This is a genomic window from Streptomyces subrutilus (assembly GCF_008704535.1).
GTDB classification, from domain to species: domain Bacteria; phylum Actinomycetota; class Actinomycetes; order Streptomycetales; family Streptomycetaceae; genus Streptomyces; species Streptomyces subrutilus.
This window is the reverse complement of the sequence record NZ_CP023701.1, coordinates 6,300,674-6,315,322: the sequence shown is the minus strand read 5'-3', so window position 1 is coordinate 6,315,322 and position 14,649 is coordinate 6,300,674. Positions and strand designations below refer to the sequence as shown.

Below are 14,649 nucleotides of genomic sequence, written 5' to 3'. Positions count from 1 at the left end.
CAGATGACCGATTATTCCCCGGACGCCACCGACTGGCGCATCCTCGAAGTCCTCCAGCGCGACGGCCGCGCCAGTTTCACCGAGCTCGCCCGCAGCGTCTCCATGTCCGCGAGCGCCGTCACCGAGCGGGTCCGCCGGTTGGAGGAGGTGGGCGTGATCACGGGGTACACGGCGGTGGTCGACGCGGAGAGGCTCGGCAAATCGATCCTGGCACTGGTCCGGCTGCGCTATCCGCACGGCAACTACAAGCCGTTCCACGCCCTTCTCGACTCCACTCCGGAGATCCTGGAGGCCCACCACGTCACCGGCGACGACTGCTTCGTCCTGAAGGTCGCCGCCCGCTCGATGTCCCACCTGGAAGAGCTCACCGGCCGGATCTCGGGGCTCGGCTCGGTGACGACGAGCGTCGTGTACTCCTCGCCACTGCCCCGCCGCCCGCTCAGTCCGTGAGCGCTGCGGTGCGGTGGCGCACCACGGAGCCGCCGCGCTGCTTGACGACCTCCAGCTGGGCCTGGACCCGGCTGCGCAGGTCGGCGACGTGGCTGACGATGCCGACGCTGCGGTCGCGTTCGCGCAGCGAGTCCAGTACGTCGAGCACCTCGTCCAGCGCCTGGTCGTCGAGGCTGCCGAAGCCCTCGTCGATGAAGAGGGTGTCCAGCCGCATGCCGCCCGCCTCGTCCGTGACCACGTCGGCGAGGCCCAGGGCGAGTGCGAGCGAGGCGAAGAAGGTCTCGCCGCCGGACAGGGTGGCGGTGTCCCGCTCGCTGCCGGTCCAGGAGTCCAGCACGTGCAGCCCGAGGCCCGAGCGGCCGCGGCCGCTCGCGCGGGCGTCGGAGTGGACCAGGGTGTAGCGGCCGCCGGACATCCGCAGCAGCCGTACCGTCGCGGCGGCGGCGACCTGTTCCAGGCGCGCGGCCAGGACGTACGCCTCCAGGCGCATCTTGCGCTCGTTGTCGGCGGAGGTGCCGGCCGTGAGCCCGGCCAGCCGGGCCACCCGTTCGTACGCCTCCCGCAGCGGTCCCAGGGCGCGCAGTTCGGCCTCGGCCTGCCGGGAGAGCGCGTCCAGGTCGGCGCAGCGCGTGCGGGCCGCGTCGAAGGCCGAGCCGGCCGTACGGAGCTTCGCCGCGGCCCGCACCGCGCGGGCCTCGGCGGCCTCCGGTGCGGCCGGCGGCAACCGGGCGGCCTCGGCGGCGCCGGCTTCGCGGAGCCGGTCGGCGAGCATGGCCTCCTCCGCCTGCCAGGCGTCCAGGCGGTGTTGCAGCGCGGTGCGTTCGTAGGCGGGGAGCACCGCGTCGGCCGCGGCCTCGACGGTGTCGAACCGGGCTTTGAAGGCGGCGTCGGCGAGCTGGTCGTCGGCCTCCTTGAGCCGGGCCGCGGTGGTGTCGGCCCGGCGCAGCGCGAGCGCCGTGGCCGAGACCATGCGGACCCGGTCCTCCAGGGTCCGGGCGCGCGCCGCGACGGTGGGGGCGTCGCCCCGGACGAGCGCGAGCTCCTCCTCCAGGGAGGCCTGTTCGCGCTCCAGGGCCTCGCGCCGGGAGGCCCGGGCGGCGGCCCTGCGTTCCGCGTCGAGCCGGTCGGCACTGCGGGTGGCGTGTTCGCGTTCGGCGCGGGCCAGCCGCTCGCGCGCGGAGTGCAGGGCGGCGGCGTCGGCGTGGGCGGCGGCGTGCCGGGAGCTGAGATCGGCGGTCAGGTCGAGGAGTGCGGCGGTGGTGGTGTCGCCGGCGGCGCCGGCGGCCTCGGCGCGGGCCTCCTCCAGGGCGGCGAGCCGCCGCTCGACGGCGCCCCGGGCCTCCTCGGCCCGCTCGAAGGCCTCGTGGGAGGCGTCCTCGGCGGCCCGGTCGACGTGACCGGGGGCGGGTCGGGCGGGGGCGGGGTGTTCGGCGGACCCGCAGACGGCGCAGGGCTCCCCCGCGGCCAGCGCTTCGGCGAGCTCGGCCGCGATTCCGCGCAGCCGGGCCTCCTTGAGCTCCAGCCAGCGCTGTCGGGCGGCGGCCGACTCCTCGCGCACGGAGAGCAGTTCGCCGGCGGTGCGGTCGGCCTCGGCGGCGAGCTCGTCGCGCCGCCGGGCCGCGTTCAGCTGCATGCGGGCCGGTTCGAGGCGGCCCGCGAGCTGCTCGGCCAGGGTGGCGGCCTGCTGGGCGCGGTCGACCCGCCCGGCGAGGGCGGCCCGGGTGGTGTCCCAGCGCTCCAGCCACTCGCCGGACTCCTGGTCCTGCTCCTCGGCGGCCCGGGCCTCCCGCTCCAGGTCGGCCCGCTCGCGGCCGATACCGGCGCTGCGCTGCTCGGCGCGGCGGGCGGCGCCGAGCGCGCCGAGGTCGCCGCGCAGCCGCTGTTCCAGGGTGTCGAGCTGTTCGGCTCCCGCCTCGGCGAGGGCCGGCGGGAGTGCGGCGCGGGCGGCGGCCTCGGCGTGGGCGGCGGCCAGGTGCGCGGCCCAGGCGGCCCCGCGCAGCTCCAGGGCGGGGGCCACGAGGTCGCCGCGGCGGGCCCGGTCGAGCAGGGCGCGGACGCGTTCGCGTTCGGGGGCCTCCTCGGCGAGCAGGGCGGCCCGGCGGGTGGTCTCGGCGTGCCGGCGCTGGAGCCGGTCGAGCTCGCGCGCGTCCTCGGCGGCCCGCCGGGCGGCGGCGTGCCGGCCTTCGACGGCGGCGAGCGCGTACTCGGTGACGGTGAGGCGTTCGCGGGCGGCGCAGCGGGCCACCGCCGACCAGGCGCGGACGGCCTCGGCGAGTCCGGGGTCGCCGGGCTGGTGGCGGGGCAGCGGCCAGTCGCGCAGGTCGGCGCTGTCGCCGGCGGCCTGGGCGAGCCGCTGGGCGGTGTGCAGGACCTGCTCGTCGCCGGCCCGGACCTTGGCCTCGGCGGCGCGGCGGCGTTCGCCGAGGAGGGCTTCGACGGCGGCGAAGCGGCGGGTGTCGAAGAGCCGGCCGAGCAGTCGGCCGCGGGCGGCCTCGTCGGCCCGCAGGAAGCGGGCGAACTCGCCCTGTGGCAACAGGACGACCTGGCAGAACTGTTCGCGGCTCATGCCGAGCAGCTGCTCGACCTCCTCGCCGACCTCCTGGTGGGAGCGGCTGAGCGCGGCCCAGCCGTCGCCGGTGTGCTCGCGCAGCCAGGTCTGCGCCTTGTCCTTGGTGGTGCCGGTGCCGCGCTTCTTCGGCCGGTCCTGTTCGGGGCGCCGGGTGATCTCCAGGCGGCGGCCGCCCGCGGTGAGTTCGAGGGTGACCTCGGTCGGGGTGCCGGCGGCGGCGTGGTCGCTGCGCAGGCTGGTGCCGGGGGCCTGGCGCGGGCCGGGCACGGATCCGTAGAGGGCGTAGCAGACGGCGTCGAGGACGGAGGTCTTGCCGGCGCCGGTGGGTCCGTGGAGCAGGAAGATCCCGGCGCCGGAGAGCGCGTCGAAGTCGATCTCCTGGGGGTCGGCGAAGGGGCCGAAGGCGGTGATCTTGAGCCGGTGCAGCCTCATCGGTGGGTCTCCCGGCGGGTGTCGTCGGCCCGTACGTCGTCGAAGGCGCCCTGGAGCACGGCCCGTTCGGCCTCGTCGGCCGGGCCGCCGCCGCGCACGTGGGCGACGAAGTCCTCGGCGATCTCCTGGTCGCTGCGGCCGCGCAGCCGCTGGGCGTAGGAGGCCCCGGTCTCCTGCGGGCGGCCCTCGGGGTCGAAGCCGAGGGTGAGGGCGTGCGGGAAGCGGGCCAGGAGCCGGGCCATGGGGTCGTCGGGGCGGACCGGGTCGGTGAGGACGGCTTCGACCCAGGAGGCCTCGTGCGCGGTGTGCGCGGGATCCTCCAGCAGGTCGCCCAGCCGGCCGCGGATCCGGGCGAGGGGGCGCGGGACGGGGGTGTCGATCCGCCGGGCGGAGGCGATCTCCCCGCGGGCGCCGAGCTCGACGAGCCACATGGACTTGCGCTGGTCGGCCTCGGAGAAGGAGTAGGCGAGCGGGGAACCGGAGTAGCGCACGCGTTCGTTGATCGTCTGGCAGCCGTGGAGGTGGCCGAGGGCGGCGTAGTCGATTCCGTCGAAGACGGACGCGGGCACGGCCTCGACGCCTCCGACGGCGATGTCCCGCTCGCTGTCGCTGGCCTGGCCGCCCGTGACGAACGCGTGGGCGAGGACGACGGAACGGGTGCCGGCGGGCCGGCCGGCCAGGTCGGCCCGGATCCGGTCCATGGCCGCGCCCAGGACCGCCTCGTGGCCGACCTTCTCGGCGCGGAACTCGTCCTTGACCAGGGCCGGTTCCAGGTAGGGCAGCCCGTAGAGGGCCACCTCGCCGTGTTCGTCGGCCAGGACCACGGGGTCGGCGCACCCGGCCGGGTCGGTCCTGAGGTGGATGCCGGCGCGGTCGATGAGGCCCGCGCCGACACCGAGGCGGCGGGCGGAGTCGTGGTTGCCGGAGATCATGACGGTGGGCACGCCGATCTCGGCGAGCCGGTGCAGGGCCCGGTCGTACAGCTCGACGGCGGGCAGCGGGGGCACCGCACGGTCGTAGACGTCGCCGGCGACGAGCACGGCGTCGACCCCGTGCGCGCGGACGCTGTCCACGAGGTGGTCGACGAAGGCCGCCTGGGCTCCGAGCAGGTTGACGCGGTGGAAGGCACGGCCGAGGTGCCAGTCCGAGGTGTGCAGGAACTTCACTCGCCGGCCCCGCCGCACATGTCGTCTCCCCCTGGTCGCCGCGCTCGGCCGCCCGCTCGGTGGTTGTGGAACCCCTCTACGCTAACGCGTCCCTCAGGGCGCGTACGTCTCTCCGCCGAGCGTCAGGGTGGCGCTGCCCGCCGTGCTGTCGGCGAGCCAGGCCCCGAAGGCGGGCAGGTCGGCCTCGGGGAGGGCGACCTCGATCTCGACCGCCGCGCCGTAGCGCAGGTCGACGACGGTCCGGCCGGTGGAGCGGAGGTCGTTCTGGACCTTGCCGGCGCGCTGGTGGTCGACGGTGACGGTGGCCAGCCGGTAGCGGCGGCGGGTGACGGTGCCGAGGGTGTCGAGGGCTTCGCCGACGACTCCTCCGTAGGCCCGGATCAGGCCGCCGGCGCCGAGCTTCACGCCGCCGTAGTAGCGGGTGACGACGGCGACGGCGTAGCGGACGTCGCGCCGCATCAGCATCTGGAGCATCGGGACCCCGGCGGTGCCTCCGGGCTCCCCGTCGTCGCTGGCCCGCTGGACGGAGGCGTCGGCGCCGATGACGTAGGCGAAGCAGTGGTGCGAGGCGGTGGGGTGTTCCCGGCGGATCCGCGCGACGAAGTCCTGCGCCTCCCGCTCGGTCGCGGCGGGCGCGAGCGCGCACAGGAAGCGCGAGCGGTTGATCTCCGACTCGTGGACGCCCTCGCGGGCCACCGTCGCGTACTGGTCTGCCTTCACCGCTCCACCCTACGGGGAATCGGACAGGTGTCCCCGCCGTTGACCGGGCAGGACGCCCGGCGCAGTGCCGGGCCGGAGCAGCAGGAGGCGGCGCCCGTGTACGGCGATCCGGCAACCATCCGCAAGATCCTCACCGAGCTCGGAGACACCTGGGCCGTGGTGGGCCTGTCCGGCAACCAGGACCGCGCGGCGTACGGCGTGGCGCGCGTGCTGCAGCGGTTCGGCAAGCGGGTGGTCCCGGTGCACCCCAAGGCCGAGACGGTGCACGGCGAGCGCGGGTACGCCTCGCTGGAGGAGATCCCGTTCGCGGTGGACGTGGTCGACGTCTTCGTCAACAGCGGGCTGGCGGGCGGGGTCGCCGACCGGGCCGTCGCGATCGGAGCGGACGCGGTCTGGTTCCAGCTGGGCGTGGTCGACGAGGCCGCCTGGGCGCGGACCCGGCAGGCCGGTCTGGAGATGGTCATGGACCGGTGCCCGGCCATCGAGATCCCGGCGCTGTAGGGCGCGCGGCACGGACCACGGGCACGCGGCACGGGCGCGCGGCGCGGGCCACGGTGGGCTATCCCGCGGGCTGCCCGGCCGCCGCGTCCGCCTCGGCCTCGGCCAGCGCCGCCAGGCCCCGCAGCTGCTCCGGGGTCATGTCCTCGGGGATCGGAACCGGGGCCGGTGTGCGCAGCGGCGGCTGCCAGCCCGTCTCCGGCTCCCAGCGGCGCACGATCCGCGCCGGCGCCCCCGCGACCACGGCGTGGTCGGGCACCTCGCCGCGCACGACGGCGCCCGCGGCCACCACCACGTTGCGGCCCAGCCGGGCGCCCGGCAGCACCACGGCTCCGGTGCCCAGCCAGCATCCGGGGCCGATCTCGACGGGTGCGCTGCGCGGCCACTGCTTGCCGACGGGCTGGTGCGGGTCGTCGTAACTGTGGTTGGTGGAGGTGATGTACACCCCGGGCCCGCAGAAGGTGTCGTCGCCGATGGTGATCCGGGTGTCGGCGATGACGTGGCTGTCCCGGCCGATCACCACCCCGTTGCCGAGGACCAGCATCGGCTCCGCCCCCAGGTCCAGGTCGGGCATCATCCCGGCGGTGAGGGTGACCTGCTCGCCGATGATGCAGTGGTCCCCTAGCCGGATCCACGGCTCCCCGAAGACGGTGCCCTGCGGGAACGCCAGCCGCGTGCCGTGCCCGATCGCGCCGAAGCGCAGCCGTCCGGGTGTCTGCGCGGTGACGGCCCCGGCCCGCTGCATCCAGCGCCAGCCGCTGTGGACCGCGCGGTTCGCCAGCCTGCGGCGCAGGGCCGTGAGGGAGGAGAACGTGTTCTGGTTCTTCGGCACCCGGCCACGGTAGTGCGCGGGATCGCGGCCGTCCGGGCGGCGACCTTGTGATGTTCACCCCATCGCGGGAGCGGGCGCGGGGCGTGCCCTACGGTGCCGTTAGCGCGGCAGGCAGCCGTCCGGCGGGCCCGCACGGACCCGCGGGACGTCGGACGACACAGCGGACGAGAGACAGAGGAAGAGCACATGACGCATCAGGCGGCGGCCCAGGCACTCGTGGCGGGCGTGGGCGGCAAGAGCCCGTCCCTCGACCCCACGGCCTTCACGGCGCCCACCTCCGTCGTGGTCGGTGACGTCACCCTGGCCGCGGGCGCGAGCATCTGGTATTCGGCGGTGCTGCGCGCCGACTGCGGACCGATCGCGCTCGGCGCGGACAGCAACGTCCAGGACAACTGCACGGTCCACGTGGACCCCGGCTTCCCGGTGTCCATCGGCGCGCGCGTCTCCATCGGCCACAACGCGGTCGTGCACGGCTGCACGGTCGAGGACGACTGCCTGATCGGGATGGGCGCGACCGTCCTGAACGGCGCGGTGATCGGCGCCGGTTCCCTGGTGGCCGCCCAGGCGCTCGTCCCGCAGGGCCTGGTGGTGCCGCCCGGTTCGCTGGTCGCGGGCGTCCCCGCCAAGGTGCGGCGGCCGCTGACCGAGGAGGAGCGCGAGGGCATCAAGGTCAACGCGGCGATGTACCGGGAGCTGGCCGCGCAGCACCGCGCCGCGGTGGCGCCGGCGTAGTCCGGCGGCCGGGACCCCGGTGCGCCGTCAGTCGGTGACGGCCGCCGGGGCCGTCGCGGCGGGGTGGGCCCCGGCGGCCCCCGCCGCCGCTGCCGCCTTCTTCATCCGGCTGCGCAGCACCAGCGTCACCCCGAGCCCGAACAGGACGGCCAGCGCCAGCGCCGTCCAGGAGAACCGCTTCAGCCACGGCTCGGCGACGATGCCGACCGAGTAGATGACGGCCGTGGTGCCGCCGGCCCACAGGATGCCGCCGAAGACGTTCGCGATCAGGAACTTCCAGTACGGCATGTGCAGCACGCCGGCCAGCGGCCCGGCGAAGATCCGCAGCAGGGCCACGAACCGCCCGAAGAAGACCGCCCACATGCCCCACCGCTCGAAGGAGCGCTCGGCCAGGGCCACGTGGTCCGGTCCGAAGTGCTTGGGGAAGCGCCGGCCCAGCCGCTCCAGCAGAGGCTTGCCGCCCTTGCGCCCGATCGCGTAGCCGATCGAGTCCCCGACGATCGCCCCGGCCGTCGCGCAGATCCCCAGGACCACCGGGTCGACCGCGCCGTGCTGCGAGGCGAGCAGCGCCGCGCTGACCAGGACGATCTCCCCCGGCAGCGGGATGCCGAGGCTCTCCAGGCCGATGACCAGCCCGACCAGGAGATAGATGCTGACCGCCGGAATCGTCTCCAGCCATTCCTGGATGTGCACCGGTACGTCCTCCCGAGTCCTCACCGGCGCGCCCCCTGTGACGCGCCGAACGGGCAGCCTAGCCGCTCCTCACCACCGCCTTGGCCCGCAGTGGCAGTTCGCGCGAGGAACGGCCCGCCCACACCTCCCGGGAGCCGGTGCCGAGCACCCACGCGTGCTGCTCGGGGTCCCAGGACGACAGCGCCCGCGGGTCGAGGTGCACCGAGATCCGCTGCGCCGCGCCCGCCGCGAGGGCGAGCCGCCGGTATCCGGCCAGGGCGCGCACCGGCTGGTCGAGCTTCAGCTCCGGGGACGGTCCGAGGTACACCTGGGCCACCTCGGTGCCCTTGCGCCGGCCCGTGTTGCGGACGGTGAACTCGACGCGCAGGCCGCCGTGTTCGGGCCGCACCAGCAGCTTCTCGTAGGCCCAGGAGGTGTACGAGAGGCCGTGCCCGAACGGGAACAGGGGGGCCACCCGCTGCGCGTCGTACCAGCGGTGGCCGACGTGGACGCCCTCCGAGTACTCCTGGCGCCCGCCCACCCCCGGGTAGCGCAGCGGGTTCCCGGCAAACGGGGTCGCCCGTTCGTCGGCGGGAAAGGTCTGGGTGAGCCGGCCGCCCGGGTCCGCGTCGCCGAACAGCACGTCGGCCGTGGCCGCGGCGCCCTCCTGGCCCGGGTAGTAGGTCTGGAGCACCGCGCCCGTCCGGGCGAGCCACGGCATCGTGGTGGCGGAGGAGGTGTTCAGCACGACCGTGGTGCGCGGGTTGGCGGCGGCGACCGCCTCGATCAGGGCGTTCTGGCCGCCGGGCAGGGCGAGCGAGGTGCGGTCGGCGCCCTCGGTGGCGTCCTCGTAGGCGAACAGGACGACGCTGCGGACGGCCTTGGCGGCGGTCACCGCCTCGGCGAGGTCCGCGGCCCGGGTCGCCCGGGTGGTGTGCCGCAGCCGCAGCCGCTGGCCGCGCGGGCCGCCGCGGGCGGTCACGGCGAGGCGGTGCGGGCCTGCCTTGAGGGGGAGGGTGCGGCGGCGCACGGCCAGCCCGTCGGGCGCGGTGCCCAGCAGTCCGCCGGCGAACTGCTCGGCCGCGCCCGGCCGGACGGGGAAGAGCTCCTCGCCGTCGAGGCGCACGCCGGGGCGCTGCCCGGTGTAGTGGACGAGGAGGGTCCACTCGTCGTCGGCGGGGAGGGTGAAGACGCCCTCGTGGCTCCAGTCGCGCTCGGCGTCCACGGCCCGGTCGTCGAGGTCGGCCGGGGGTGTCAGCAGGGTCGGCGGGAGCGGGCGGCCGTACAGGTCCTCGCCGACGGCCGAGCGGACGGCGGCTGCGCTGCCGGCCCGTCGGCGGATCGCGGCGAGGGGGGCGGCGGCCGCGTCGGGCACCACGTGCGCGCTGCCGCCGCCGCTGACGAAGGGCGCCAGGCCAGTGGGCCCGATCACCGCGATGGAGCGGGCGGCGACCCCCGCCAGCGGCAGGGTGGCCCGCTCGTTGCGCAGCAGCACGGCCCCGGCGACGGCGACGTCGCGGGCGGTGCGGGCCCCGGCCGGCGCGTCGCGCGCGGGCCGGGGGGCGGGGTGGTCGGCCAGCAGCCCGAACCGGTCCATGGCGGCGAGGATCCGGTGCACGGCCAGGTCGACGGTGGTCTGCGAGACGGAGCCGCCGCGCACGGCCTCGCCGAGCGGTCGGCCGAAGCGGGTGCCGCCGGGCAGCTCCATGTCGAGGCCCGCGCCGATGGCGGCGACGGTGCTGCGGGCCGCGTCCCGGTCGCACAGCACCCAGCCGTCGAACCCCCAGGCACCGCGCAGCAGTCCGTCGAGCAGGGCCCGGTCCTCGGCGGCGTAGACCCCGTTGACCTTGTGGTAGGCGGCCGTCACGGCGCCCGCTCCGGCGGCGACGGCCGCTTCGAAGCCGCGCAGTTCGGTCTCGTGCATGGTCTGTTCCGAGACGACGGCGTCGATCGTGTCGCGGCCCTGCTCCTGGTGGTAGAGGGCGAAGTGCCCGACCGCCGCGACGAGCCCCTCGTCCTGGATGCCGCGCACCACCTCGGCGACCAGGTCGGCGGTCAGGCGCGGGTCCTCGGCGAAGGCCTCGGCGTTCCGGCCGGCGTACGGGGTGCGGATGAGGTTGGCCGTGGGCGCCAGCAGGACGTCCACACCCAGGGCCCGGCCCTCCCGTCCGAGGACCCGGCCGTACGCGCGGGCGAGGGACGGGTCGAAGGCGGAGGCGAGCAGCACCGGCGCCGGCAGCGCGGTGGCCGGTTTGGCCACCCGTACGCCGGCGGGCCCGTCGGCGAAGCGCAGCGGGGGGATGCCGAGCCGGGGCACGCCGGGTACGTAGCCGCTCTGGCCGAGGGGCGCGGGGTCGCGGGCGCCGTGCAGGAGCGCGGTCTTCTCCGCGGGGGTGAGGCGGCCGAGCAGGGACTCCACGCGGTGGGCGGCGTCGGCCCCCGCGCCGCCGGCGGCGGGCGGCGGCGCGGCCGCGGCCGGGGTGGCCGCGCGCCCGGCGCCCGCCGGCACGGTGGGCGCGCAGCCGGCCGCCCCGAGCGCGGCCCCGGCCGCCGCGAGCAGCCGGATCGCGGAACGTCTGGACACGGCCTCGCTCATGGGCGCTCCCTGCGGCATCGGACGGCGGGAGCGGCCCGCGCCGGACCGCTCCCGCCGTCCACTGTGCGCCGCGGCCCCCCGCACGGCGGCCGGACGCGCCACCGGGCCCCGCAGGTTCAGCCCTGCGGCGGCTGCGGTACGGCGTCGGCGTCCCGCCGGGGCTCAGCCCGCGGCGTTGGGCCTGAGCGTCCAGACCACGGTCATCTCTCCGGTCACGGCCTCGTCCTCGCGCTGGATGGCGATGGTGACGGGGAACTCGGGGCGGCCGCCGGCGTCGAGTTCGGCGACGACCTCGGCGGCGGGGCGGCCGAGGGTGGCGGTGGCGGTGACGACGCCCTTGGCGAGCTTCTTGTAGCCGATCTCGGCCCTCACGGCGAGGGGTACGGCCCGCGAGAGCTGTTCGCCGAATGCGGCCAGGACGATCGCGCCGCTCGCGGACTCGGCGAGGGTGAACATGGCGCCGGCGTGCGGGCCGCCGACGTGGTTGTGGTACTCGGGCTGGTCCGGCAGGCGGACGACCGCGCGCTCGGGGGTGGTCTCCAGGAACTGGAGGTTCAAGGTCCGGGCCATCGGCACGGTCGCGGCGAGCAGTTCGCCCACGTTCATCTGGTCTGCGCTCATGACACGCGATGTTACCCACGAGTAGATGCGCTTGGCCAGAGCCGGACCGGGGGCGACCGTGGCCGCCGCCACCCCCTCCCACTATGGTTACCGGCCATGTGGCCAGGACAGCAGCAGCCGCCCGGGGGCGAACAGAATCCCCGGGACGCGCAACAGAACCCGTACCAGCAGCAGCCGGGGCAGCCGAACCCGTACCAGCAGCCCGGGTGCGGTGACCAGCAGCCCGGGTACGGCTACCCGCAGCAGGGCTACCAGCCGCCCCCGCCCGTCCAGCCCTGGGGCCAGCCCCAGCCGCCGCCCCCGCAGCCCCCGCGCGGCGGCAGCCCGTTCGCGACCAGGACGGTCGCCATCGTGGCCGCCTCGGCGGTCGTCGTGGCGGCCGCGGCCACCGGCGCGTTCGTCCTGACCCGGGACGACAAGAAGACGCAGGCCGACGACAAGCCGGTCGCCTCCCCCTCCGCACCGCCGGCCTCCGCGCCCGCACCGGCCGGCAGCAGCCCCAACCCGCGGGCCGGCGGAGACGTCAAGCCGGTGATCCCCGGCTGGAAGGTCGTCCTGAACCCGAAGTACGGCACCGCCTTCGACGTGCCGCCCGAGTGGAACGTGCTGGGCGCCGGCATGGCCGTCGGCTTCGAGGACGAGAGCAAGAACGACGGCTCCCCGCTGATCACCATGAGTGGACCCGCCTACCTCAAGGAGGACTGGTGCAAGGTCGACTCGAACAAGGACGGCCGGGAGGAGTCCACCTCGCTGGCGGGCACCGGCACCAAGGGCGGCCAGGGCGCCAAGGACACCGCCGAAGCCGTCCGCAACGAGGCCGGCAACTGGGCGTTCGCCGCGTACGCGCAGAAGGCGCCCAAGGGCACCACCAAGGTGTCGGAGCCCAAGGAGTACACCACCTCCTCGGGGCTCAAGGGCCACACGGCGACGGCGAGCGTCAGCGGCCTGCCGAAGGAGAACAAGTGCTCCTCGGACGGCAAGTCCGTCGCCTTCAGCTTCAAGACCGCCAACGGTGACTTCTCGACCTGGGTCTTCTACGGCGCCGCGGGCGTCCCGGACGAGGTGCCCCAGGCGACCCTCGACAAGATCCTCAGCTCGGTGCGCCTCACCGCGGGCTGACACACCCGCCACCGACCCCCGTCCCCGGCAGACAATCGGTTTGGATTCTCGGCCCGGGGCGGGGATAGTCCGGGGGTGAGTCCTGCCCCCGACGCCGCCCCGTCCCCCACGCCCGCACGCCGCCGCCGTCCCGAGTGGGCGGGCCGGAACTACACCCTCCTGACGGGCGCCGCGGTCGTCACCAACCTCGGCAGCCACGGGGCGCTCATCGCGGCCGCGTTCGCGGTCCTGGAGACCGGCGGCTCCGGCTGGGACGTCGGCCTGGTGACGGCGGCCCGCACGCTGCCGCTCGTCCTCTTCCTCCTCATCGGCGGTGCGCTGGCCGACCGGTTGCCCCGGCACCGGGTGATGGTCGCCGCCAACGCCCTGAACTGCGTCTCGCAGGCCGCCTTCGCCGTCCTCGTCCTCGCCGGCGATCCACAGCTGTGGCAGATGATGCTGCTGACCGCCCTGTGCGGCACCGGCACGGCCTTCTTCAACCCGGCCGCCGAGGGCATGCTCCTGTCCACCGTCTCCGGCGAGCACGCGAACCGCGCCTTCGCCCTCTTCCGCATGTCCATGAACGGCGCGGGCATCGGCGGCGCCGCCCTGGGCGGCGCCATGATCGCGGCCTTCGGGCCGGGCTGGGTGCTGGCCGTCGACGCCGGCGCCTTCGCCGTCGCCGGTGCGATGCGGGCCTTCCTCGACGTGAGCCACGTGCCCGAGCGGGAGCCGGGCGGCGGTCTGCTGGCCGACCTGCGCGAGGGCTGGGTGGAGTTCAGGACCCGCCCCTGGCTGTGGAGCATCGTGCTCCAGTTCTCGGTGGTCGTCGGCGTGATCAGCGCCGCCGAGGCGGTGTACGGGCCCCTGGTCGCCCGGGACCACCTGGGCGGGGCGGCGCCGTGGGGCATCGCCCTGGCCTTCTTCGGCGTCGGCACCATCGGCGGCGCGGTGCTGATGATGGCCTGGAAGCCCCGGCGGCTGCTGCTGGTCGGCACCCTCTGCGTGTTCCCGATGGCCCTGCCCTCGGCGGCGCTGGCCGTACCGCTGCCCGCGTGGGGGCTGTGCGCGGTGATGTTCGTCAGCGGCGTCTCCATCGAGGTCTTCGGCGTCAACTGGATGACGACGATGCACCAGGAGATCCCGGAGGAGAAGTTCTCCCGCGTCTCCGCCTACGACTGGTTCGGCTCGATCTCGATGACCCCGCTGGCCACCGCCCTGGCCGGACCGGCCGAGTCCGCGTTCGGCCGGTCCCCCGCGCTGTGGGGCTGCGCGGCCCTCGTCCTGCTGCCCACGGCGGCGGTCCTGCTGGTGCCCGACGTCCGCCGCATCACCCGCCGCCCGGGAGCCGCCCACCCGGCTCCGGCCGCCGTCGCACACCCCGCCGACCCGGCCGACCCGGCGAAGCCCAGCCCCGCCGGGATCGCCGGAGCCTGACGGGCGGGGTCGGGTCCGCCGGTCAGCCGATGCCGAACGCGCCCTCCGGCGGCTCCGGCGACGCCACCGCCTCCGCGTCGCCCACCGGCCGGGCCGCGCCCGTGAACCGGGCCAGCCCGGCGCCGTGCTCCACCCGGGCCGCGAACGCGTCACCGGCGCACCTCCGGGCCAGCGCGGCCACCGGCAGCTCCGCGTCCGAGGCCAGCAGGACCGCGTTGCCGAACCGCCTCCCGCGCAGCACGGCCGGTTCCGCCACCAGCGCGAGATGTCCGAACACCGCCCCGAAGGTGGCCAACTGCCCCCGCAGGAACCCGAACGGCGCCCCGTCCGCGAGGTTCGCCGCGTACGTTCCGCCGGGCCGCAGCACCCGCGCCGCTTCCCGCGCGTATTCCACCGAGGTCAGCCGGGCCGGCACCCGCGAGCCGCCGAACACGTCCGCCACCACCAGGTCCGCGCAGGCCGCGGGGGCCGCCTCCAGCCAGGCCCGGGCGTCGGCCGTGTGCACCGTCACCCCGGCTCCGGCCCGCAGCGGCAGGTGCTCGGCGACCAGGTCCGACAGGCCCGCGTCGAACTCCACGACGGCCTGCCGCGATCCGGGCCGGGTGGCCGCGGCGTAGCGGGGCAGCGTGAGGGCCCCGCCGCCCAGGTGCAGCAGGTCCAGCGGGCGGCCGGGCGGCGCGGCGCAGTCCAGGACGTGCCCGAGCCGGCGGACGTACTCGAACTCCAGGTGCTCCGGGTCGTCCAGGTCCACGTAGGACTGCGGCGCCCCGTCGACGGTGAGCAGCCAGGCCCGCTCCCGGTCCACGTCCGGCATCAGCTTGGCGGT

Annotated in this window: 13 protein-coding genes; 5 read left to right on the top strand and 8 right to left on the bottom strand. The window is 75.8% G+C overall.

The features are described from left to right. Positions 1 to 3: 3 nt before the first annotated feature. The gene (locus CP968_RS28105; protein ID WP_150520647.1) at positions 4 to 450 is read left to right on the top strand and encodes an Lrp/AsnC family transcriptional regulator; all 447 of its coding nucleotides are present in this window, start codon (positions 4 to 6) and stop codon (positions 448 to 450) included. Here the strand turns inward: CP968_RS28105 and CP968_RS28100 are convergent. From CP968_RS28100 to CP968_RS28090, 3 genes are all read right to left on the bottom strand, one after another. After that, a complete protein-coding gene (locus CP968_RS28100) occupies positions 440 to 3,451 on the bottom strand; it encodes an AAA family ATPase (protein ID WP_150520646.1) in 3,012 nt (1,003 codons plus the stop codon). The two genes, CP968_RS28105 and CP968_RS28100, sit on opposite strands and share 11 nt — an antisense overlap. Further along, on the bottom strand, positions 3,448 to 4,617 hold the full coding sequence (locus CP968_RS28095; RefSeq protein ID WP_150520645.1) for an exonuclease SbcCD subunit D: 1,170 nt from the start codon (positions 4,615 to 4,617) through the stop codon (positions 3,448 to 3,450). The genes CP968_RS28100 and CP968_RS28095 overlap by 4 nt, the downstream gene beginning before the upstream one ends. A 93-nt stretch (positions 4,618 to 4,710) precedes the next feature. Further along, the gene (locus tag CP968_RS28090) at positions 4,711 to 5,337 is read right to left on the bottom strand and encodes a YigZ family protein (RefSeq protein WP_150520644.1); all 627 of its coding nucleotides are present in this window, start codon (positions 5,335 to 5,337) and stop codon (positions 4,711 to 4,713) included. Positions 5,338 to 5,433: 96 nt separating this feature from the next. Here CP968_RS28090 and CP968_RS28085 point away from each other — a divergent pair, with 96 nt between their 5' ends. Beyond that, complete coding sequence (locus tag CP968_RS28085) at positions 5,434 to 5,838, top strand: CoA-binding protein (protein ID WP_150522170.1); 405 nt, start codon at positions 5,434 to 5,436, stop codon at positions 5,836 to 5,838. A gap of 58 nt (positions 5,839 to 5,896) precedes the next feature. Here the strand turns inward: CP968_RS28085 and CP968_RS28080 are convergent, their stop codons facing one another. Then, on the bottom strand, positions 5,897 to 6,667 hold the full coding sequence (locus tag CP968_RS28080) for an acyltransferase (RefSeq protein ID WP_150520643.1): 771 nt from the start codon (positions 6,665 to 6,667) through the stop codon (positions 5,897 to 5,899). Positions 6,668 to 6,853: 186 nt separating this feature from the next. Between CP968_RS28080 and CP968_RS28075 the strand changes: the two genes are divergently transcribed. Further along, on the top strand, positions 6,854 to 7,399 hold the full coding sequence (locus CP968_RS28075; protein ID WP_150520642.1) for a gamma carbonic anhydrase family protein: 546 nt from the start codon (positions 6,854 to 6,856) through the stop codon (positions 7,397 to 7,399). A gap of 27 nt (positions 7,400 to 7,426) precedes the next feature. On the opposite strand, the gene CP968_RS28070 is transcribed toward CP968_RS28075, so the two are convergent. From CP968_RS28070 to CP968_RS28060, 3 genes are all read right to left on the bottom strand, one after another. Further along, positions 7,427 to 8,092, bottom strand: a complete 666-nt coding sequence (locus tag CP968_RS28070; RefSeq protein WP_150520641.1) for a DedA family protein — start codon at positions 8,090 to 8,092, stop codon at positions 7,427 to 7,429. A 58-nt stretch (positions 8,093 to 8,150) separates the two neighbouring features. Further along, positions 8,151 to 10,667 carry a beta-glucosidase family protein gene (locus tag CP968_RS28065; RefSeq protein ID WP_150520640.1) on the bottom strand — a complete coding sequence of 839 codons (2,517 nt, stop codon included), beginning with the start codon at positions 10,665 to 10,667 and terminating at the stop codon, positions 8,151 to 8,153. A 162-nt stretch (positions 10,668 to 10,829) separates the two neighbouring features. Further along, the gene (locus CP968_RS28060) at positions 10,830 to 11,288 is read right to left on the bottom strand and encodes a DUF4442 domain-containing protein (protein ID WP_150520639.1); all 459 of its coding nucleotides are present in this window, start codon (positions 11,286 to 11,288) and stop codon (positions 10,830 to 10,832) included. 96 nt (positions 11,289 to 11,384) lie between these two features. On the opposite strand from CP968_RS28060, the gene CP968_RS28055 reads away from it, so the two are divergent. Together CP968_RS28055 and CP968_RS28050 are read left to right on the top strand one after the other, a co-directional pair. Continuing rightward, entirely contained in the window at positions 11,385 to 12,407 is a 1,023-nt protein-coding gene (locus CP968_RS28055; RefSeq protein WP_150520638.1) for a DUF8017 domain-containing protein, read from the top strand. Between the two features lie 75 nt (positions 12,408 to 12,482). Then, the gene (locus CP968_RS28050) at positions 12,483 to 13,823 is read left to right on the top strand and encodes an MFS transporter (protein ID WP_150520637.1); all 1,341 of its coding nucleotides are present in this window, start codon (positions 12,483 to 12,485) and stop codon (positions 13,821 to 13,823) included. Positions 13,824 to 13,845: 22 nt separating this feature from the next. Here CP968_RS28050 and CP968_RS28045 read toward each other — a convergent pair whose 3' ends face one another. Beyond that, positions 13,846 to 14,637, bottom strand: coding sequence for a spermidine synthase (locus CP968_RS28045; protein WP_150522169.1), 792 nt, complete (start codon positions 14,635 to 14,637; stop codon positions 13,846 to 13,848). Positions 14,638 to 14,649 lie beyond the last annotated feature (12 nt).

What these genes read in the sequence shown, in the direction of transcription:
- CP968_RS28105 (WP_150520647.1), top strand. Translation starts at nt 4, where the DNA reads ATGACCGATTATTCCCCGGACGCCACCGACTGGCGCATCCTCGAAGTC.
- CP968_RS28100 (WP_150520646.1), bottom strand. Translation starts at nt 3,451, where the DNA reads ATGAGGCTGCACCGGCTCAAGATCACCGCCTTCGGCCCCTTCGCCGAC.
- CP968_RS28075 (WP_150520642.1), top strand. Translation starts at nt 6,854, where the DNA reads ATGACGCATCAGGCGGCGGCCCAGGCACTCGTGGCGGGCGTGGGCGGC.
- CP968_RS28065 (WP_150520640.1), bottom strand. Translation starts at nt 10,667, where the DNA reads ATGAGCGAGGCCGTGTCCAGACGTTCCGCGATCCGGCTGCTCGCGGCG.
- CP968_RS28060 (WP_150520639.1), bottom strand. Translation starts at nt 11,288, where the DNA reads ATGAGCGCAGACCAGATGAACGTGGGCGAACTGCTCGCCGCGACCGTG.
- CP968_RS28055 (WP_150520638.1), top strand. Translation starts at nt 11,385, where the DNA reads ATGTGGCCAGGACAGCAGCAGCCGCCCGGGGGCGAACAGAATCCCCGG.
- CP968_RS28045 (WP_150522169.1), bottom strand. Translation starts at nt 14,637, where the DNA reads ATGCCGGACGTGGACCGGGAGCGGGCCTGGCTGCTCACCGTCGACGGG.